19 protein-coding genes are annotated in these 18,701 nt (G+C 70.8%); 16 read left to right on the forward strand and 3 right to left on the reverse strand.

The genetic code is table 11. The features are described from left to right. Positions 1-9: 9 nt before the first annotated feature. Positions 10-435, reverse strand: a complete 426-nt coding sequence (locus IEZ03_RS11970) for a hypothetical protein (RefSeq protein WP_229808229.1) — start codon at positions 433-435, stop codon at positions 10-12. 354 nt (positions 436-789) lie between these two features. Here IEZ03_RS11970 and IEZ03_RS11975 point away from each other — a divergent pair, with 354 nt between their 5' ends. From IEZ03_RS11975 to IEZ03_RS12040, 14 genes are all read left to right on the forward strand, one after another. Next, a complete protein-coding gene (locus tag IEZ03_RS11975; protein WP_184888246.1) occupies positions 790-1,917 on the forward strand; it encodes a DUF2207 domain-containing protein in 1,128 nt (375 codons plus the stop codon). Between the two features lie 180 nt (positions 1,918-2,097). After that, a complete protein-coding gene (locus tag IEZ03_RS11980; protein WP_184888244.1) occupies positions 2,098-3,252 on the forward strand; it encodes an MraY family glycosyltransferase in 1,155 nt (384 codons plus the stop codon). Between the two features lie 254 nt (positions 3,253-3,506). Beyond that, the gene (locus IEZ03_RS11985; RefSeq protein WP_132046055.1) at positions 3,507-3,923 is read left to right on the forward strand and encodes a Cg1360 family ATP-synthase-associated protein; all 417 of its coding nucleotides are present in this window, start codon (positions 3,507-3,509) and stop codon (positions 3,921-3,923) included. Between the two features lie 84 nt (positions 3,924-4,007). Continuing rightward, a complete protein-coding gene (locus IEZ03_RS11990; protein WP_184888242.1) occupies positions 4,008-4,232 on the forward strand; it encodes a hypothetical protein in 225 nt (74 codons plus the stop codon). Positions 4,233-4,293: 61 nt separating this feature from the next. Continuing rightward, positions 4,294-5,091, forward strand: coding sequence for a F0F1 ATP synthase subunit A (gene atpB / locus IEZ03_RS11995; RefSeq protein ID WP_132046053.1), 798 nt, complete (start codon positions 4,294-4,296; stop codon positions 5,089-5,091). 107 nt (positions 5,092-5,198) lie between these two features. Then, the gene (gene atpE / locus IEZ03_RS12000; protein ID WP_131878293.1) at positions 5,199-5,429 is read left to right on the forward strand and encodes an ATP synthase F0 subunit C; all 231 of its coding nucleotides are present in this window, start codon (positions 5,199-5,201) and stop codon (positions 5,427-5,429) included. Between the two features lie 32 nt (positions 5,430-5,461). Further along, positions 5,462-6,019 (forward strand): F0F1 ATP synthase subunit B, encoded by a 558-nt coding sequence (locus IEZ03_RS12005; protein ID WP_131954123.1) that lies wholly within the window; start codon positions 5,462-5,464, stop codon positions 6,017-6,019. Then, entirely contained in the window at positions 6,016-6,885 is an 870-nt protein-coding gene (locus IEZ03_RS12010; protein ID WP_184888240.1) for a F0F1 ATP synthase subunit delta, read from the forward strand. Before IEZ03_RS12005 ends, IEZ03_RS12010 begins: the two co-directional genes overlap by 4 nt. A gap of 122 nt (positions 6,886-7,007) precedes the next feature. After that, entirely contained in the window at positions 7,008-8,642 is a 1,635-nt protein-coding gene (gene atpA, locus IEZ03_RS12015) for a F0F1 ATP synthase subunit alpha (protein WP_184888238.1), read from the forward strand. 6 nt (positions 8,643-8,648) lie between these two features. Then, positions 8,649-9,545: a F0F1 ATP synthase subunit gamma gene (locus IEZ03_RS12020; RefSeq protein ID WP_184888237.1), complete on the forward strand. Its 897-nt coding sequence runs from the start codon at positions 8,649-8,651 to the stop codon at positions 9,543-9,545. A gap of 2 nt (positions 9,546-9,547) precedes the next feature. After that, positions 9,548-10,978 (forward strand): F0F1 ATP synthase subunit beta, encoded by a 1,431-nt coding sequence (atpD, locus tag IEZ03_RS12025; RefSeq protein WP_184888235.1) that lies wholly within the window; start codon positions 9,548-9,550, stop codon positions 10,976-10,978. An 81-nt stretch (positions 10,979-11,059) separates the two neighbouring features. Next, positions 11,060-11,446 carry a F0F1 ATP synthase subunit epsilon gene (locus IEZ03_RS12030; protein ID WP_132046048.1) on the forward strand — a complete coding sequence of 129 codons (387 nt, stop codon included), beginning with the start codon at positions 11,060-11,062 and terminating at the stop codon, positions 11,444-11,446. Between the two features lie 37 nt (positions 11,447-11,483). Beyond that, positions 11,484-11,957 (forward strand): DUF2550 domain-containing protein, encoded by a 474-nt coding sequence (locus IEZ03_RS12035; RefSeq protein ID WP_184888233.1) that lies wholly within the window; start codon positions 11,484-11,486, stop codon positions 11,955-11,957. Between the two features lie 180 nt (positions 11,958-12,137). Then, the gene (locus IEZ03_RS12040) at positions 12,138-13,673 is read left to right on the forward strand and encodes a M28 family peptidase (protein ID WP_184888231.1); all 1,536 of its coding nucleotides are present in this window, start codon (positions 12,138-12,140) and stop codon (positions 13,671-13,673) included. Here IEZ03_RS12040 and IEZ03_RS12045 read toward each other — a convergent pair. Beyond that, on the reverse strand, positions 13,658-14,602 hold the full coding sequence (locus tag IEZ03_RS12045) for a DUF4097 family beta strand repeat-containing protein (protein ID WP_184888229.1): 945 nt from the start codon (positions 14,600-14,602) through the stop codon (positions 13,658-13,660). The two genes, IEZ03_RS12040 and IEZ03_RS12045, sit on opposite strands and share 16 nt — an antisense overlap. Before the next feature lie 131 nt (positions 14,603-14,733). Next, positions 14,734-15,360 (reverse strand): cob(I)yrinic acid a,c-diamide adenosyltransferase, encoded by a 627-nt coding sequence (locus IEZ03_RS12050; protein ID WP_184888227.1) that lies wholly within the window; start codon positions 15,358-15,360, stop codon positions 14,734-14,736. 71 nt (positions 15,361-15,431) lie between these two features. Between IEZ03_RS12050 and IEZ03_RS12055 the strand changes: the two genes are divergently transcribed. Continuing rightward, the gene (locus tag IEZ03_RS12055) at positions 15,432-17,024 is read left to right on the forward strand and encodes a GMC family oxidoreductase (protein WP_184888225.1); all 1,593 of its coding nucleotides are present in this window, start codon (positions 15,432-15,434) and stop codon (positions 17,022-17,024) included. Positions 17,025-17,178: 154 nt separating this feature from the next. Then, positions 17,179-18,564 (forward strand): FAD-binding oxidoreductase, encoded by a 1,386-nt coding sequence (locus IEZ03_RS12060; RefSeq protein ID WP_184888223.1) that lies wholly within the window; start codon positions 17,179-17,181, stop codon positions 18,562-18,564. Positions 18,565-18,701 lie beyond the last annotated feature (137 nt).

Consider the following 18,701-nt stretch of genomic DNA (forward strand, 5'->3'; position numbering starts at 1 on the left):
GAAAGCGGCTCAGAAGAGCTTCTTGCCCTTGCCGTAGTAGTACTTGCCGGTCTTCTTGTTACGGCCGCACTCCTGCACCCACAGGTGGCTGCTGTAGCTCGACTTCGCGGCGATGCTGACGGTCGCCTTGCCGTCGAAGTTGTACTGCGTGCCGTTGGACGTCACGCCGATGATCTTGTGGCGCGACCAGTAGCGCTTGGTGCCCTCGGTGAAGAGGAAACGCACGCACGCGGTCCAGCCGTTCTTCGCACTGTCCCGCAGGTAGCCCTTCACGTAGGTCGTGCCGCCGCTCCGGGTGTAGGTGCCCCAGGCGCTGAGGTTCCCGTAGCTGTTGTAGGGCGCCCACTTCGTCGCCGCCTCGGCGGGCGCGGCCACGGCGGTCATTCCGGCCATCAGGGTTCCGGCGCTCAGGGCAATCGCAGCGAATCGCCGCATAGGTCCTCCATCTAGGACTCCGGGGGTTATCGGCGGATAACCTAGCACCAAGATCTTGATCATCTTTACGGGTTTTTTAGGCCCCGACCAGGGCAGGTCGAAAATGGCGGCGGGGCGAACCAATGCCGCTCCGGTGGCGTCCAATGGTCCGGGAAGCGTCCGCGCGAGGCGTCCGGCCCGTCCCGCAGGCCCTTTGCGGCACGGCGGGACGGGCCGGAAACCGCTCGCCGGAATGCCCGCAGGGGCGCGTCTTCATGACAAAGGTCACAGCGGCTGTCCCCATGGGGAGGGGCACGTAGCCTGGCGTGAGTAACGCCGTCGTTACGCCGACACAGCGACGGCAGCGGTGAAACTATGCCTGACGTGCGTGGCCGTGTCCGGGGGCCTGCGATCGCAGCGGGCGCGCTGCTGCTGACCCTCGGCCTCATGCTGCCCGCAGAAGCCGCCGCCCAGGTTCACGGCGGTGAGACGGCCGGCGCGGCGCACACCGACGAGGACCGCCCGACCGGGGACGACGGGACCGGCGAGACCGGCGAACGCGGTGCGACTTGGGGGACGGCACGTCCCGCGCCCGCCGTCTCCGGAACCGTCCCGCCCCCGGAGACCGCCGCCGGGGACATCGCGGAGAGCATCGCCACCTACGACGTCGTCCTCGCCATCGGCACCGACGGGGTGCTGCGCGTCCGGGAGACGATCACCTACGACTTCGACGAGTCCGGGCGGCACGGCATCGTCCGGCAGGTGCCGTTCCGCCGCGGCGACCGGCTGTACGAGGTGCGCGCCGTCCGGGCCGGCTCCTCGACCGGCGCCCCCTCCCGGGTGCGGACGACGCGGCTCCTGAACGACGTGCAGATCAGCGTCGGCGCCCGGCAGCACGAGGTCCGCGGCCGGCAGGCGTACGTGATCGAGTACGACGTGGCGCGGGTCTTCACCCCGCGCGCCGGGCACGACGAGCTGGTCTGGGACGCGATCGGCACGAGCTGGAACGTCCCGATCAGGAACGCGGCCGTCCGGGTGGAGGCGCCCGTCCCGCTGCGGCACGCGACCTGCCGCGCCGGGGCGCCCGGCGCGACGACCCGGTGCCTGCGCGACCGCGACGGCCCCTACGCCGTGGACTTCATCCAGCGCGCCCTCGCCCCGCGGGAGGGCATGAAGATCCGGGTGAAGCTGCCCAAGCGCGCGATCGCCGTCCCGCCGCCGCGGCACGTCCCGCCGCGCTGGGCCGGCGACTGGCCCGGGACCGCGCTGCTCGCGCTGTCGCTCGGGATGGTGCCGCTGCTGCGCCGCCGCCCGGCGCCGCGCCGCCCGGCCGGGCCGGTGCTGGCCGCGGCGGGCGCCCTGCTGGTCGTCGCCGACGCGGGCGGCGAGGTCGCGGCGCACGGGTTCTGGGCGTTCTCGCTCGGCGACCGCAGCCTCGCCGGGCTCGCCCTGATGGTCGTCGGCGCCGGGGTGGTCTGCGTCCACCGGCTCCGGACCCCGTAACCCGGCGCGGGCGGCGCGCGGGAGGATTACAGTTGTCCGATCACGTGCGTGAACAGATCGCCCTCGCGGGCCGTCTCATCAGGGTGACGGCGCCGCGCGGTGCGCGGGCCCGCGATGTGCGGGACGGCGCCCACGGGGCAGTCAACCACCGGCGATGCTGGGCGAAGGAGGCGCAGGGGAGTGCGGGAATACCTGCTCAGCATCCTCGTCGCCGCGCTGGTCGCCTACCTGCTGACGCCGCTGGTGCGCAGGTTCGCCATCTGGTTCGGCGCGCAGGCCGTGCCCCGCGACCGCGACGTCCACGTCATCCCGACGCCCCGGCTGGGCGGCCTCGCCATGTTCGGCGGGATGGTCGCCGCGCTGGTGGTGGCGACCGGGCTCCCCGAGATGCGCAAGGTCCTCGGGGACGGGGACATCAGCGTCGGCAAGGCGCTGCTGCTGTCCGGCGGGCTGATCGTGCTGATCGGCATCGCGGACGACCGCTGGGAGGTGGACGCGCTCACCAAGTTCGCCGGGCAGGTCGCCGCCGCCGGGATCTTCATCATGCAGGGGATCCAGATCTACGTGATCCCGCTGCCCACCGGCGAGTCGCTGTCGCTGCCGCCCGCCTACGGGGTGCCGCTGACCGTCCTCGTCGTCGTCGCCACGATCAACGCGGTCAACTTCATCGACGGGCTGGACGGGCTGGCCGCGGGCGTCGTCGGGATCGCGGCGCTGGCGCTGTTCTCCTACGCCTACCTGCTGTCGAAGGCGAACGGGATGACCACGCTGACCGGCGCGACCCTCATCGCGGCGGTCCTGTTCGGGATGTGCGCGGGCTTCCTGCCGCACAACTTCAGCCCCGCCCGGATCTTCATGGGCGACACCGGCTCGATGCTGATCGGCCTGCTGCTCAGCGCGTCCACGATCATGCTGACCGGGCAGTTCGACCCGGCGATCCTCGCCAACGGGCTGTTCCCGTTCTTCGTCCCCGTGCTGCTGATCCCGGCCGTGGCCGCGGTCCCGTTCATCGACATGCTGCTCGCCGTGTGGCGGCGCACGAACCAGGGCCGGTCGCCGTTCTCCCCGGACAAGCAGCACCTGCACCACCGGCTGCTCGAACTCGGCCACTCCACCCGCCGCGCCGTGCTGATCATGTACTTCTGGGTGGGGCTGCTGGCGTCCGGGCTGGTGGGGCTCGCGCTGTTCGACGCCGCGTGGATCACCCTCGGCATCACGCTGCTGGTCGCGGTCGCCGGCATCATGCTCATGCTCTACAAGCCGCGCCGGCTGCGCCGGCACGGCCCCGTCGCCCCCGGCGACCACGCCGCCGAACGGCCGCGACTCCCCGTCTGACGACCGGCCGACAATGGCTCTGATCTGCGGATAGACTGTGCGCGGCCGCAGCGGGACGGATTCTGGCCGGGGGTCGTGGGCGGCCACGTGGAGTGCGCGCGGCGCACCTGAACCGGGCACCGCGCCGCGGACTTCAGGAACCGCCGACCACCGGAAACCGCATTACCTTCAGGGTAATTGTGGACAATCCGGACGCTTGTGATACCTTTCACGAACAGCAAAACGACCACTGAACGTGACCAGCCGGAGCCCTCATGCAATCCAACGACGCCCGGATGCTCCGCGGCGCCGCGATCCCGACCGCGGTCGTCGGGGTGGGTGCCGTCCTGATCGCCCTGCTGGCCGCCGGCGCCAAGGGCGCCCTCGCGGCCGCGCTGGCCGCCGTCGTGGTGATCGCCTTCTTCTCCATCAGCGCGGTGGTGGTCTCCTGGGCGGGCAAGATCTCCGCCCAGACGATGATGCTGGCCGCCCTCGCGAGCTACCTGGTGAAGATCCTCGCGGTGATGGTGCTGGTCACGGCCATGGACGGCGTCACGATCTGGAACACCAAGGTCTTCGGCTGGACGGTCATCGGCCTCGCGCTGCTCTGGATCGCCGCCGAGTTCCGAGTCGCCCTGAAGCAGAGGCCCTACATTGACGACACCGAGAACGCGCTGGACCGGAGTCCGTGATGGAGGCGTCGCGGAAGGTGACGTTCCCAACGGGCTACTCCAATATGACCACCGCATGGGTGGCCTGCTATCGTCCGGAGCGCGATGAGCGAGCAGAAGCGTCGGCCGGAGGACGGCCAGCGGGAATTCGCCGACGTCGCCTGGTCCGTGCCCAGCTACCTCCTCTCCGGGATGATCATCTGGGGCGGTCTCGGGTGGCTGCTGGCCGGCTGGACGGGCCAGTCCTGGCTGATCCCGATCGGCGTGGTCATCGGCGTCGGGCTCGCCACCTACCTGATCTACCTGCAGTTGGGTCGCCACACCTCCTGAGCGGCCCCGCCGCCGAGGAAGCGCCCGTGAGACATCACCACATTGATGAAGGGAACGCCGCGTGAACGCGCAGACGGTCCTCGCCGCCTCCGAAGGGGGAGAGTTCCAGGCACCCGGCCCGGAACTGTTCGACTTCCCGCCCCTGTTCGCCGGCGGCCCCGAGTGGCTGACCAAGCCGGTCGTCTTCGCCGTCTTCGGTGCGCTGGTCACCTGCGCCCTGTTCTGGATGGCGTTCGCCAAGCCGAAGCTGGTGCCGCGGGGCATGCAGAACGTCGGCGAGATCGGCTACATGTTCGTGCGGGACGAGATCGCCCGCCCGTTCCTCGGCAAGAACACCGACCGGTGGATGCCGATGCTGATGTCGCTGTTCTTCCTCATCTGGATCTGGAACATCTTCGCGGTCGTCCCGGTCATCCAGTTCCCGATCGCGTCGCACATCGCGTTCCCGGCCGTGCTGGCGATCATCGTCTACATCACCAAGGTCTACCTGGGCATGAAGCACCAGGGCCCGGTGAAGTACTTCACGAACATGATCCCGCCCGGCCTGCCGCTGCCGGTCTACTTCCTGCTGGTGCCGATCGAGTACCTGTCCACGCTGATCCTGGCGCCGTTCACGCACGCCGTCCGGCTCTTCGCGAACATGTTCGCCGGCCACACGATCCTCGCGTTCTTCAGCCTCGTCGGCTTCTGGTTCCTGTTCGAGAAGCCCACCTTGGCCGGGTTCGGGGTCGGCATCATCGGCGTGCTCATCACGATCGTGATGACCGCGTTCGAGCTGCTGATCCAGTTCCTGCAGGCGTTCCTGTTCGCGATGCTCGCCGCCATGTACATCCAGAGCGGCCTGGAAGCCGAGCACTGAGCCCCGGGGGTATCCGCGGCGCCTCCCGGCGCGGCGCCCCCGTCCGAGCAACAACGTTCAGCCCAGACCGGCGGAGTCTCCGCCGGCCGACAGAAAAGGAAAGATCAATGGGAGTCCTCGCCGAGGTCAGCGGTAACGTCACCTCGATCGGATACGGTCTCGCGGCCATCGGCCCGGGCATCGGCGTCGGCATCATCTTCGGTCAGGGCGTGAACGCGATCGCCCGCCAGCCGGAGCTGACCGGCGTCATCCGCACCAACATGATGCTGGGCTTCGTGCTCACCGAGGCGCTGGCGCTGATCGGCCTGGTCGCGCCGTTCATCTTCCAGGGCATCTGAGCACGGGTCTCATCTGAGGAAGGGCTGCAGACATGATCGGAGCAGCTTCCGTCCTAGCGGCGGAGGAGAACAACCCTCTCGTCCCGCACGCGTACGAGCTCGTCGTCGGGGTCTTCTCGTTCCTCGTCGTGATGATCGTCCTGGGCAAGATCCTGACTCCGCGACTGCAGAAGGTGCTGGAGGAGCGGACCCAGGCGATCGAGGGCGGGCTGGAGCGGGCCGAGCAGGCGCAGAAGGAGGCGCAGCAGGTCCTCGATCAGCACAAGGCCCAGCAGAAGGCGGCCGCGGTCGAGGCGTCCAACGAGCGCCGCAAGGCCGAGGAGCAGGGCGCGCAGATCATCGCCCAGGCCAAGGAGCAGGCCCAGGTCGAGGCGCGCCGCATCGTCGACAACGCCAAGGCGCAGATCGAGGCGGAGCGGCAGCAGGCGCTGCAGTCGCTGCGTGCCGAGATCGGCGCCCTGTCGGTCGAGCTGGCCGGGCGGGTCGTGGGCGAGTCCCTTGAGGACAGCGCGCGGCAGAGCCGGGTCGTCGACCGGTTCCTCGAGGAGCTCGAGGAGCGTGCTCGCACGCAGGAGCAGATCACATCATGACCATTTCGGGAGCGGTGAGCAGGGCGTCGCTGGCCGAGGCCAAGGAGCGGCTGGAGGTGGTCATCTCCTCCAGCGCGGTTGCCGGGGGGTCTGGGGGGTCGTCCCCTCAGAACGACACGGCGGACCTGGCCGAGCTCGGCGGCGACCTGTTCGCGGTGCTGCACCTGATCGACCGCGAGCACGGCCTGCGGCGGGCGGTCTCCGACCCCGCGCGGGACGGTGCCGACAAGGCACAGCTCGTCCGGATCCTGCTGGAGGGCAAGGTGTCGCCGGCCGCTCTCGGGCTGGTCGCCGACGTCGTCCGGCTGCGCTGGTCCAAGCCGTCGGAGCTGTCGGACGCGGTGGAGACCCTCGCGGTCACCGCCGAGGCCGCCCGCGCCGAGGCCGACCGGCGGATCGACGACCTGGAGGACGAGCTGTTCCGGTTCTCCCGCGTCGTCGAGCGCGAGCCGGAACTGCGCGGCGCCCTCGCCGGGCCGGGCCTGCCGGAGGACCGCAAGCTCGGCCTGGTCACGGCGCTGCTGGACGGCAAGGTCACGCCGGCGACGATGACGCTGGTCACCGAGCTCGTGCTGCGTCCGCGAGGACGTAGCCTGGAGAGCGGGCTGGCCGAGTACGGCAGGCTGGTCGCCCAGCGGCGGCAGCGGCTGGTCGCGCTGGTCCGCACGCCGGTCGAACTGTCGGAGGCGCAGCGGACGCGGCTCGCCGCGGTGCTCGCCACCGCCTACGGCCACGACGTACACCTGAACATCGAAATCGACCCCGCGTCGATCGGCGGCCTGTCGATCGAGATCGGGGACGAGATCATCGACGGCACGATCGCCGGACGGCTGGACGACGTCCGCCGGCGGCTCGGCGCCGGCTGAGGCCGGCGGGAAGAGCCGACTGTAGGCCGGCGGCACCGATTCCGACGAAGTCGGTCGGGGGGTCGTGGGGGGTCGTCCCCCCTCGGGCCAGATCTGACCCAAGAGGGAGCAAGAGAGGAATCATGGCGGAGCTGACGATCCGTCCGGATGAGATCCGGAACGCGCTGGAGCGCTTCGTCCAGTCGTACGAGCCCGAGGCCGCCGCGCGCGAAGAGGTCGGCACCGTCGTCGATTCCGGCGACGGCATCGCCCACATCGAGGGCCTGCCCTCCGCGATGGCGAACGAACTCGTGGAGTTCGAGGACGGCACCCGTGGCCTGGCTCTGAACCTGGACGTGCGTGAGATCGGCGCCGTTGTCCTTGGTGACTTCAGCAAGATCGAGGAGGGCCAGAAGGCCCGCCGGACCGGCGAGGTCCTCTCGGTCCCCGTCGGCGACGGCTTCCTCGGCCGCGTCGTGGACGCGCTGGGCAACCCGCTGGACGGCAAGGGCCCGATCGAGACCACCGAGCGCCGCGCGCTCGAACTGCAGGCCCCGACCGTCGTGCAGCGGCAGTCGGTCAGTGAGCCGCTGCAGACGGGCATCAAGGCGATCGACGCGATGACGCCGATCGGCCGCGGTCAGCGGCAGCTGATCATCGGTGACCGGCAGACGGGCAAGACGACCGTCTGCGTGGACACCATCATCAACCAGAAGGAGAACTGGGAGTCCGGCGACGAGAGCAAGCAGGTCCGCTGCATCTACGTCGCGATCGGGCAGAAGGGCTCCACGATCGCCAACGTCCGCCGCTCCCTGGAGGAGGCCGGCGCGCTGGAGTACACCACGATCGTGGCGGCCCCCGCGTCCGAACCGGCGGGCTTCAAGTACATCGCCCCCTACACCGGGTCCGCGATCGGCCAGCACTGGATGTACCAGGGCAAGCACGTCCTGATCGTCTTCGACGACCTGTCGAAGCAGGCCGAGGCCTACCGCGCGGTGTCGCTGCTGCTGCGCCGCCCGCCGGGCCGCGAGGCGTACCCCGGTGACGTCTTCTACCTGCACTCGCGGCTGCTGGAGCGCTGCGCGAAGCTGTCCGACGACATGGGCGCCGGTTCGATGACGGGTCTGCCGATCATCGAGACCAAGGGCAACGACGTGTCGGCGTACATCCCGACGAACGTCATCTCCATCACCGACGGGCAGTGCTTCCTGGAGACGGACCTGTTCAACCAGGGCGTCCGCCCGGCGATCAACGTCGGCATCTCGGTGTCCCGGGTCGGCGGCGACGCGCAGATCAAGGCGATGAAGACCGTCGCCGGCACGCTGCGCCTCGCGCTGTCGCAGTTCCGTGACCTGGAGGCGTTCGCGGCGTTCGCGTCCGACCTGGACGCCGCCTCACGGTCCCAGCTGGACCGCGGCGCCCGCCTGGTCGAGCTGCTGAAGCAGCCGCAGGGCAGCCCGTTCCCGGTCGAGCAGGAGGTCGTGTCCGTGTGGGCGGGCACCTCCGGCGCGCTGGACGACGTCCCCGTGGCCGACATCCGCCGCTTCGAGCGCGAGTTCCTCGACTACATGGAGCGGGAGGAGAGCGGCATGCTGACCTCCATCCGGGAGACCGGCAAGCTCTCCGACGACGGCCTCGCGAGCCTGCAGAGGGCCGTCGCGGCGTTCAAGAAGGGCTTCCAGACCAGCGAGGGCGAGATCCTGGCGGACGAGCCCGTCGAGGCGATCGCGGACGAGGACGTCGAGCAGGAGACGATCACCCGCGTCAAGAAGGACTGACGGGCGATGGCCGCACAGCTTCGCCAACTCCGGCAGCGGATCAGGTCGGTCAAGTCGACCGCCAAGATCACGCGCGCCCAGGAGATGATCGCCACGTCGCGGATCGTCAAGGCCCAGCAGGCGGTGACGGCGTCCAAGCCGTACGCCGACCAGATCACGCAGGCCCTGACCGCGCTGGTGAGCCACCACGTCGGGATCGACCATCCGCTGCTGCAGGAGCAGCCGGCGGACAACCGCAGCGCGGTCCTGATCATCACAAGCGATCGCGGGTTCTGCGGCGCCTACAACGCCAACGTGATCCGCGAGGCCGAGTCCCTGATCAAGGCGCTGCGGGACGAGGGACGCGAGCCGGTCCCGTACGTCGTCGGCAACAAGGGCATCACCTGGTACCGGTTCCGGGACCGGGACGTCGCCGAGACCTGGCACGGGTTCAGCGACCGTCCGACCTTCGGCAACGCGGAGGAGATCGGCCGCCGGCTCACCGAGGACTTCCTCAAGACCGATGCCGAGGGCGGGGTCGGTGAGATCCACGTGGTCTACACCGAGTTCGTCTCGATGCTCACCCAGCAGGTGCGGGTCACCCGGCTCATGCCGCTGGAGATCGAGGAGGCCGAGTCCTCCAAGGTCCCGCCGGCGTACGAGTTCGAGCCGTCCGCGGCGGCCGCGCTCGACCTGCTGCTGCCGAACTACGTCGAGAGCCGCATCTTCCACATGCTGCTCCAGTCGGCGGCGGCGTTCCAGGCCGCGGTCCGGCGGGCGATGAAGTCGGCGACCGACAATGCCAACGAACTGCTCGGGGTCTACACGCGCCAGATGAACCAGGCGCGGCAGGCCGCGATCACCCAGGAAATCAGCGAGATCGTCGGTGGCGCTGACGCGCTCGCCGAGTCTGGCGGGGAGTGACAATGACTGCTCAGGTAGAGACGGCGACCGCGACCGGGCGCGTCGCCCGTGTCATCGGCCCGGTCGTCGACGTGGAGTTCCCCGCCGACGCCATCCCGGAGATCTACAACGCCCTCAACGCGGAGATCTCGCTCGGCGGCGAGGAGAAGACCCTGACGTTCGAGGTCGCCCAGCACCTCGGCGACAACATGGTCAGGGCCATCTCGATGCAGCCGACGGACGGCCTGGTCCGCGGCGCGCCGGTGGTCGACTCCGGGAAGTCGATCTCGGTGCCGGTGGGCGACATCACCAAGGGCCACGTGTGGAACGCCCTCGGCGACGCGCTGGACGTCCCGACCGCGTCCCTGGAGATCAACGAGCGCTGGGGCATCCACCGCAGGGCGCCGGCGTTCGACCAGCTGGAGTCGAAGACCGAGATGCTGGAGACCGGCATCAAGGTCATCGACCTGCTGTGCCCGTACGTCAAGGGCGGCAAGATCGGCCTGTTCGGCGGCGCGGGCGTCGGCAAGACGGTGCTCATCCAGGAGATGATCCGCCGGGTCGCCCGCAACTTCGGCGGCACCTCGGTGTTCGCCGGCGTCGGCGAGCGCACCCGCGAGGGCAACGACCTCTGGGTGGAGATGGCCGAGGCGGACGTCCTCAAGGACACCGCGATGGTGTTCGGCCAGATGGACGAGCCGCCGGGCACCCGGCTGCGCGTGGCGCTGTCCGCGCTGACGATGGCGGAGTACTTCCGCGACGTGCAGAACCAGGACGTGCTGCTGTTCATCGACAACATCTTCCGGTTCACGCAGGCCGGTTCGGAGGTCTCCACGCTGCTCGGGCGCATGCCGTCCGCGGTGGGGTACCAGCCGACGCTGGCCGACGAGATGGGCGTGCTGCAGGAGCGGATCACCTCGACGCGCGGTAACTCGATCACCTCGATGCAGGCGATCTACGTGCCCGCCGACGACATCACCGACCCGGCGCCGCACACCACGTTCGCGCACCTGGACGCCACCACGACCCTGTCCCGCGGCATCTCCGAGAAGGGCATCTTCCCGGCGGTCGACCCGCTCGACTCCACCTCGCGGATCATGGACCCGCAGATCCTGGGGAACGAGCACTACGAGGTCGCGCAGGAAGTGATCCGGATCCTGCAGAAGTACAAGGAGCTGCAGGACATCATCGCGATCCTCGGTATCGACGAGCTGTCCGAGGAGGACAAGGTCACCGTCCAGCGGGCGCGGCGCATCGAGCGGTTCCTGTCGCACCCGATGTACGTGGCCGAGCAGTTCACCGGCCAGCCCGGTGAGACGGTGCCGAAGGACGAGACGATCGCCTCGTTCAAGGCGCTCTCCGAGGGCAAGTACGACCACCTGCCCGAGCAGGCGTTCTTCATGTGCGGCGGCATCGAGGACGTCGAGAAGAAGGCCCGGGAGCTGGAGAAGTAGTCCGCCCCGGCGGGACCGCCCCGGACGCGCCGTCCGGGGCGGTCCCGCCGATACCGCTCCAGTGAGTCGGAGGAGACAGACGTGGCAAACCTGAGAGTCGGGCTGGTGTCGCCGGAGCGCGAGATCTGGTCCGGCGAGGCCAAGATGGTGGTCGCGCAGACCATCGAGGGCTCGCTCGGCATCCTGCCGGGCCACGCCCCGGTGCTGGGCGTCCTCCTCGACGGCAGCGTGGTGAAGGTCGAGCCGGCCGACGGCGGCGAGCCGATCGTCGCGATGGTCGGCAGCGGCTTCTTCTCGGTCGCGGCCGACGAGGTGTCGGTGCTGGCCGAGCAGGCGGAGCTCGGCCACGAGGTCGACGTCCAGGACGCGCGGCAGGCGCTGGAGGACGCGCTCGCCGCCGAGAGCGAGGACGCGACTACGGAACGGCGGGCCCGGGCGCGGCTGCGCGCGGCGGGCATCGAGGCTTAACGCCGGACGACGACGGCTCCGACGGGCGGCGGGGGACTTGGACGGGCATCTGGCACTGGATGCGGGCGGCGTTCTCGTCGCGCTCATCCTGGTGGCGGCGCTGCTGTTCTTCTCCATGGCGGTGCGCCGCCGGCTGTTCGCGCGGGGCGGCGGCGCCGTGGAGTGCAGCCTCCGGGTGCTGGACCCGGAGGGCGGAGCCCCGGGAGTGTGGCGCCTCGGCATCGGCCGCTACAGGGGAGACGCCCTGCACTGGCACCGCGTGTTCGAGTTCCGCAGCAGGCCCCGGCAGGTGATCCACCGCCGGGGCCTCGTCGTATCCAACCGGCGCCTCCCGGACCCGGAGGAGGCCGAGGGGCTGCTGCCGGACGTGAGCATCATCGAGGTCAGGGACGGTGACCTGACCGTGGAGCTGGCGATGGGCGCGGCGGCCCTGACCGGTTTCCTCTCCTGGCTGGAGGCGGCCCCGCCGGGTACCCCCGTGGAACTGCACCCTCCCGACGAGGCCGGCTGAGCGCGCCCAGAGATTCGGCGTTGGGAGACCGGCCCGGGGGAGCGGTCCCGGGAGAACCTGCATGGGCCGGTAAGGCGCCGGTATGGAATCGGTGTGCGCGCGGCGCCGCCGCTTGAGCCGGCCGGGACGCGTGACCATCATCGCTGCTGGTCCGCTCCGTCTCCGTTCGCAGGAGTGCACGTGCGCAAGAAGAAGCTGCTCACCGGTGCCGCCGTGGCGCTGCCCGCCGCGTTTCTCCCCGTGGCCGTGATCCCGTCGGTGCTGCCGCCCGCGGACGCCGCGCCGGCCCGCCCCACCCTGGCCCGGCTCGTCACGCTGAAGGACGTCCAGGCGCATCTGAAGGCGTTCGAGGAGATCGCCGACTACAACGGCGGCCACCGCGCCGCGGGCGGCGCCGGCTACGACGTCTCGGTGCGGTACGTCGTCGGGCGGCTGCGGAAGGCCGGGTTCCGGCCGAAGATCCAGAAGTTCCGGTACCCGTACTGGCGGGAGCGGTCGGGGCCGGTGCTGGCCCGGACGAAGCCGTCCAAGAAGTCCTACAAGCGCGGCGAGGACTTCGCCACCTACGCCTACTCGGGCTCGGGCGACGTGACCGCGCGCGTGGTCGCGGTGGACGTCCCGGCGAAGGGCGAGGACGGGACGAGCGGCTGCGACCGGCGCGACTTCAGGGGCTTCAGGAAGGGCTCGATCGCCCTGATGCAGCGCGGGACCTGCACGTTCGAGAAGAAGGCCGCCCGGGCCCGCGCCGCCGGGGCCGCCGCCGCCGTGATCTACAACCTGCCGGGGGAGGACGGGCCGGTGAACGGGACGGTCCGCAAGCCGTCCAGGATCCCGGTCGTCGGCCCGACCCACGAGCTCGGCGCCGCACTGGCCAAGGCCGCGAAGAGGAAGGGCGGCCTGACGCTGCGGGTGAAGACCGACACCGTCCACGGGAAGCGGTCGGCGTCCAACGTCATCGCCGACACCGAGCGCGGCCGTGGCGACAACGTGGTGCTGCTCGGCGCGCACCTCGACAGCGTCAAGGACGGCCCCGGGATCAACGACAACGCCACCGGCTCCGCCGCGCTCCTCGCGATCGCCGGGAAGATCGGGAAGCTCCGCAGGGGCGACCTGCGCAACCGGGTGCGGTTCGCCTGGTGGGGCGCGGAGGAGGAGGGCCTGCGCGGCTCGACGCACTACGTGGAGTCCCTGGACCGCCGCGACCGCGACGCCATCGCCCTCAACCTGAACTTCGACATGCTCGGGTCGCGCAACGGCACCCGGGGCGTGTACGACGGCGACCACTCCACCCGCGCCGGGACGCGGGCGCCCGCCGGTTCGGGCGCGATCGAGAAGATGTTCCGGGACTACTTCAAGGGCCGCAGGCTGCCGACGACCGAGAGCTCCCTCAACGGGCGCTCCGACTACGGCCCGTTCGCCGAGCACGGCATCCCGGTCGGCGGCATGGACACCGGCGCGGACGGCGTGAAGACCGCCGCGGAGGCCAAGGCGTTCGGCGGCAGGGCGGGCAAGGCGTACGACCCGTGCTACCACTCCGCGTGCGACCGGCTGAAGAACGTGCACCTGAGGTTCCTCGACACGAACGTCGACGGCATCGCGCACGTCACCCAGCACCTCGCGCGCACCACGGTGGCGGTCAACGGCGGGGCGCGCGTGCAGGTGGCGCTGGACCCGTCCTACCGGCCGCTCTGGCAGGGGCCCTACCAGCTTCGCTGATCGGCCGAGTTGACGAGGATGCTGCCGTCGCGGGTGTCCAGCTTGACGCTGCGCGAGGACGCCGAGTCCTGGTGCACGGACGGGTCGATCGTCCTGGAGCCGTTGTCCGTGGACGTGGCGATGGCGTAACTCTCACTTGTCGGGAGCCAGACGCGGATGGAGCCGTTGGCGCTGCTGGCCCGGACGTGCGTGGGAGCGGAGGCGAACCCGAGCCGGACCCCGCCGTCGAGCGTCTTGGCGGTGACGCGTTCGGCGGTCAGCCCCGCGACGTCGATGGAGCCGTTCGCGGTGTCCAGGTCGGCGGTCTTGACGTCGCCGCTGAGCTTGATGCGGCCGTCGCGCGAGCGGGCCGTCAGCCGGTCGGCGGTGAGTCCCGTCGCGACGATCGAGCCGTTGCTGCTGTCCAGATCGGCGGTGGTGGCCCGCCCGGAGACGCGCAGCGACCCGTCCCTGGAACTGATCGACGCCGAGGTCGCCCGCAGGTCGGTCACCTCGATCGATCCGTTGTGGGAGTGCAGCTTCACCGCCCCGGCGAGGCCGGACGCGGAGATCGACCCGTCCCGGTTGTCGATCTCCACGGGCACGTCGCGGGGGACCTGGACGCGGTAGGAGACCCCGCATCGGCTGAAGCCCACCGTCGCCCTGGCGCACTTGGCCGCCAGCGTGAGCGTGTCGTCCTCGGTGAGCCGCTCGGCGACCGGCTTGTTCTTCTCGTTGGACCAGCGCAGCCGCTCGCTGACCTTGATGGTGGGGGTGTCGGTTGCCGTCACCTGCACCCGGCTCCCATCGCCGGTGATCTTCAGTGCGGTGATGCCGGCGGGCGCGGTGTAGGAGCGGGTCTCCTCGCCGCTGCCGAAGCTCACGTTGCCGCAGCCGGTCAGCGCCGCCGCCGCGACCGCCAGCACCGCCGTCGCCGTCAGGGTCTTCACGTGGTCACTCCCGTTGTCGCCTTGCGCCCGTACAGAACCAGCCTGCTCTCCACGGGACGCCGTCACCAGGAGGGGAGCCGGTCATCGCGCGGTGGGGCTAACCCCACCCCCCGGCGGGGGAGCGGACCGGGTCAGCGTTCTCCGCCGGGCTTCCAGAGGACGTCGCCGTGCTCGGCGTTGGCGACGCGGCAGAGGATGAACAGGAGGTCGGACAGCCGGTTGAGGTAGGTGGCGGTCAGCGGGTTCACGCCGCCCTCGGCCGCCTCCGGGTCGCCGTCGGCGGCGGAGCCGTGCGCCTCGACGGCCGCCCAGGCGGAGCGTTCGGCGCGCCGCGTGACCGTCCGCGCGACGTGCAGCAGCGCCGCGCCCGGGGACCCGCCAGGGAGGATGAAGCTGCGGAGCGGTTCGAGCGTCTCGTTGTGCTCGTCGCAGGCCGCCTCAAGGCGTTCGATGTAGGGGGGCTCGACGCGCAGCGGAGGGTACTGCGGGTCCGGCACGACCGGCGCGCACAGGTCGGCTCCCACGTCGAACAGGTCGTTCTGGACGCGGGTCAGCAGCGCGACCACGTTCTCGGGCAGGTCGCCGAGCGCGATGGCGGTGCCGATCGCGGCGTTGGCCTCCTCGACGTCGGCGTAGGCGGCCAGCCGCGGGTCCGTCTTCCGGGTGCGGGACGCGTCGCCGAGCGCGGTGGTGCCGTCGTCCCCGGTCCGGGTGTAGATCCGCGACAGGACGACGGGGTTATCCCTGTTCTTCGCCATAGCCGCACCCTAGCGCCGCAGGGCATCGAAGCACGTTCGGTAGGGTTTCGGAAAGACTCCCGGAGGCCGCCGTGTACGACTACATCATCGTGGGAGCGGGCAGCGCGGGGTGCGTTCTCGCCGCCCGGCTGACCGAGGATCCGTCGGTCGCGGTCCTGCTGCTGGAGGCCGGCCCGCCCGACGACGCGCCCGAGATCCACATTCCGGCGGCCGTGGCGGGGATGATCAAAGGCCCGTTCGACTGGGACTACGCCACCGTCCCGCAGGAGAACGCCGCCGGACGCAGCGTGTACTGGCCGCGGGGGCGCACGCTCGGCGGCAGCTCGTCCACCAACGCGATGATCTACGTGCGCGGCTCCCGGTACGACTACGACACCTGGCGCGACGTCCACGGCTGCGAGGGCTGGGGCTACGAGGACGTGCTGCCCTACTTCCGCCGCGCCGAGGACCAGCAGCGCGGCGACATCCCGTACCACGGCGTCGGCGGGCCGCTGCGCGTGGAGGACCTGCGCTACAAGCACCCGCTGACCCGCGCCTGGTTGCAGTCGGCCAAGGCGTACGGGCTGGCCGCGAACCCCGACTTCAACGGCGCGCGGCAGGACGGCGTCGGCTTCTACCAGGTCACGCACAAGCGCGGCCGCCGCTGGTCCACCGCCGCCGGGTACCTGCACCCGATCGAGCACCGCCCGAACCTCACCGTCGTCACCGACGCGCTCGCGACCCGCGTGGTGATCGAGGACGGCCGCGCCACCGGCGTCCGCTACGAGGCGCGCGGCGAGACCATGCTGGCCCGCGCCGGGGCGGAGGTCATCGTGTCCGGCGGCGCGGTGAACAGCCCGCAGCTGCTCATGCTCTCCGGCGTCGGGCCCGCCGACCACCTGCGCTCGGTGGGCATCGACGTCCTGGTCGACTCCCCGGTCGGGCAGCGGCTCCAGGACCACCCGTTCGTGAACGTCATGTTCGCCACGCCCCGCACCAAGAGCCTGTGGGAGCTGGCGAACGCGCGCTCCCTGGCCCTTTACCAGGCGCTCGGGCGGGGACCCTACGCGTCCAACGTCGCCGAGGCGGGCGGGTTCGTCCGGACGGTCGAGGGGCTGCCCGCCCCCGACCTGCAGTACCACGTCCTGCCCACGCCGTTCGTCGAGCAGGGGCTCGTGGAGGTCGCCGAACGGCTGCTGTCGGTCATGGTCACCGCGGTCTCCGTCGCCAGCCGCGGCTCGCTCACCCTCCGCTCCGCCAGCCCCTACGCCAAGCCCCTGATCGACCCCGCCTACCTCGCGGACAAGGCCGACCTGGACGTCCTGGTCGCCGGGGTCCGCCAGGCGCGGGAGATCGCGGCGTCCGGGCCGCTGGCGGCCCTGGTCGGGGGCGAGTGGGCGCCCGGCGAGCAGGTCGAGTCGGACGAGGCCGTCCGGGACTACGTGCGCCGCCAGGTCGCGACCCTGTTCCACCCCGTCGGCACCTGCGCGATGGGCGGCGGCGACTCCGTCTGCGACCCCGAGCTGCGCGTCCGCGGCGTCGACGGCCTGCGGGTGGTGGACGCGTCGGTGATGCCGGCCGTCCCGCGCGGCAACACCAACGCGCCGACGATCGCGATCGCCGAGCGCGCCGCCGACCTGATCCGCGGCCGTACGCCGCTCAAGCCTGCCAACGCCTCGCGCTAGGCGTCCCTCCGCCGTATTTTCCTTTTGTCTGGTTTTGTCGGGATTGTCGTGCGGTGATGCTGGTGGTGACCGCGCCGGGAGGGACCCGGCGGGACCGAAGACAGCACGGGCGCGCGAGGCAGGGGTGTGCCGCGGCCCGGCGGGGGAGGCCCAGATGGAGGCCACGGTTCTGGAATCCATGCGGACGACGCTGCGCGGCCCGGTCCTCGGACCGCAGGACTCGGACTACGAACGGGCCCGCGCGATCTACAACGCGATGATCGGCACCTGTCCCGCCGCCATCGTCCGGTGCGCCGACGCCGCGGACGTGGCGGAGGCCATCGGCATGATCCGCGACATCGGCGCCGAACCGGCCGTCCGGGGCGGCGGGCACAGCGGCGCCGGCCTCTGCCTGGTGGAGGGCGGCGTGACCATCGACCTGTCGCCCATGCGGTGGGTGCGGGTCGACCCGGAGGCGCGCACGGCCGAGGTCGGCGGAGGCAGCCTGCTGGGCGACCTGGACCACGCCACCCACGGCTTCGGGCTGGCCACGCCCACCGGGATCAACTCGACCACCGGGGTCGGCGGGCTCACGCTCGGCGGCGGCCACGGCCACCTCACCCGCAAGTACGGCCTCACGGTGGACAACCTGATCGCCGCCGACGTCGTTCTGGCGGACGGTTCGCTGGTCACCGCGTCCGAGACGCGCGACCCCGATCTGTTCTGGGCGCTGCGCGGCGGAGGCGGGAACTTCGGCGTCGTCACCTCGTTCACCTACCGGCTCCACCCGGTGGACACGGTCGGGGTGGGCATCACCGCATGGCCTATCGACGCGGTGCCCGAGGTTTTGAGGTGGTACCGGGAGTTCCTGCCTCAGGCGCCCGAGGACCTGAGCGGCTTCTTCGCCGTCCTCACCGTCCCGCCCGGGCCGCCGTTCCCCGAGGAGCTTCACGGCAAGAAGATGTGCGCCGTCGTGTGGTGCTACACGGGCGACCCGAACGGACTGGAGGACGCCATCGCGTCGGTGAACGACGCCGGGCGTCCCGCGTTCCAGTTCACCGCGCCTATGCCGTACCCCATGCTCCAGAGCATGTTCGACGAGCTCCTCCCGCCCGGCCTGCAGTGGTACTGGCGAGGCGACTTCTTCGACCGCATCGGCGACGACGCCATCGACCTGCACCTCAAGCACGGTTCGGAGCTGCCGACCCCGCTGTCCACCATGCACCTCTACCCGATCGACGGCGCGGTCCACCGGATGGGCGCCGACGACACCGCCTGGAGCTACCGGGACGCTCTATGGTCGGCCGTCTACGTCGGCATCGACCCCGATCCCGCGAACGCCGCGCTCATCCGGCAGTGGTGCGTGGACTACTGGGAGACGCTGCACCCGCACTCGATGGGGGGCTCCTACGTGAACTTCATCGGCGCGGACGAGAGGGAGGACCGGGTCCGGGCCACGTACGGGGACCACTACGACGAACTCGCGCGGATCAAGGCCGAGTACGACCCCGGTAACTTCTTCCAGGCCAACCAGAACATTCGTCCGGCCGCGCACGTCTGACGCCCGCCCGCACACGTCTGACGCTCACCCGCGCCGGAAGGAGGGCGGCCTGCGCCGAAAAGAGGAGCGCCCCCGTCCTTCCGGACGGGGGCGCGGCGTGCGTACAGGCGGGGGGGGGGGGGGGGGGGGGGGGGGGG

It is taken from the genome of Actinomadura livida (genome assembly GCF_014648675.1).
GTDB classification, from domain to species: Bacteria; Actinomycetota; Actinomycetes; order Streptosporangiales; family Streptosporangiaceae; genus Spirillospora; species Spirillospora livida.

Coding starts and splice junctions, on each gene's coding strand:
- atpD (WP_184888235.1), top strand. CDS start 9,548: ATGACTGCTCAGGTAGAGACGGCGACCGCGACCGGGCGCGTCGCCCGT.
- IEZ03_RS12010 (WP_184888240.1), top strand. CDS start 6,016: ATGACCATTTCGGGAGCGGTGAGCAGGGCGTCGCTGGCCGAGGCCAAG.
- IEZ03_RS12020 (WP_184888237.1), top strand. CDS start 8,649: ATGGCCGCACAGCTTCGCCAACTCCGGCAGCGGATCAGGTCGGTCAAG.
- IEZ03_RS11970 (WP_229808229.1), bottom strand. CDS start 435: ATGCGGCGATTCGCTGCGATTGCCCTGAGCGCCGGAACCCTGATGGCC.
- IEZ03_RS11990 (WP_184888242.1), top strand. CDS start 4,008: ATGAGCGAGCAGAAGCGTCGGCCGGAGGACGGCCAGCGGGAATTCGCC.
- IEZ03_RS12005 (WP_131954123.1), top strand. CDS start 5,462: ATGATCGGAGCAGCTTCCGTCCTAGCGGCGGAGGAGAACAACCCTCTC.
- IEZ03_RS11975 (WP_184888246.1), top strand. CDS start 790: ATGCCTGACGTGCGTGGCCGTGTCCGGGGGCCTGCGATCGCAGCGGGC.
- IEZ03_RS11985 (WP_132046055.1), top strand. CDS start 3,507: ATGCAATCCAACGACGCCCGGATGCTCCGCGGCGCCGCGATCCCGACC.
- atpA (WP_184888238.1), top strand. CDS start 7,008: ATGGCGGAGCTGACGATCCGTCCGGATGAGATCCGGAACGCGCTGGAG.
- atpE (WP_131878293.1), top strand. CDS start 5,199: ATGGGAGTCCTCGCCGAGGTCAGCGGTAACGTCACCTCGATCGGATAC.
- IEZ03_RS12060 (WP_184888223.1), top strand. CDS start 17,179: ATGGAGGCCACGGTTCTGGAATCCATGCGGACGACGCTGCGCGGCCCG.
- IEZ03_RS12050 (WP_184888227.1), bottom strand. CDS start 15,360: ATGGCGAAGAACAGGGATAACCCCGTCGTCCTGTCGCGGATCTACACC.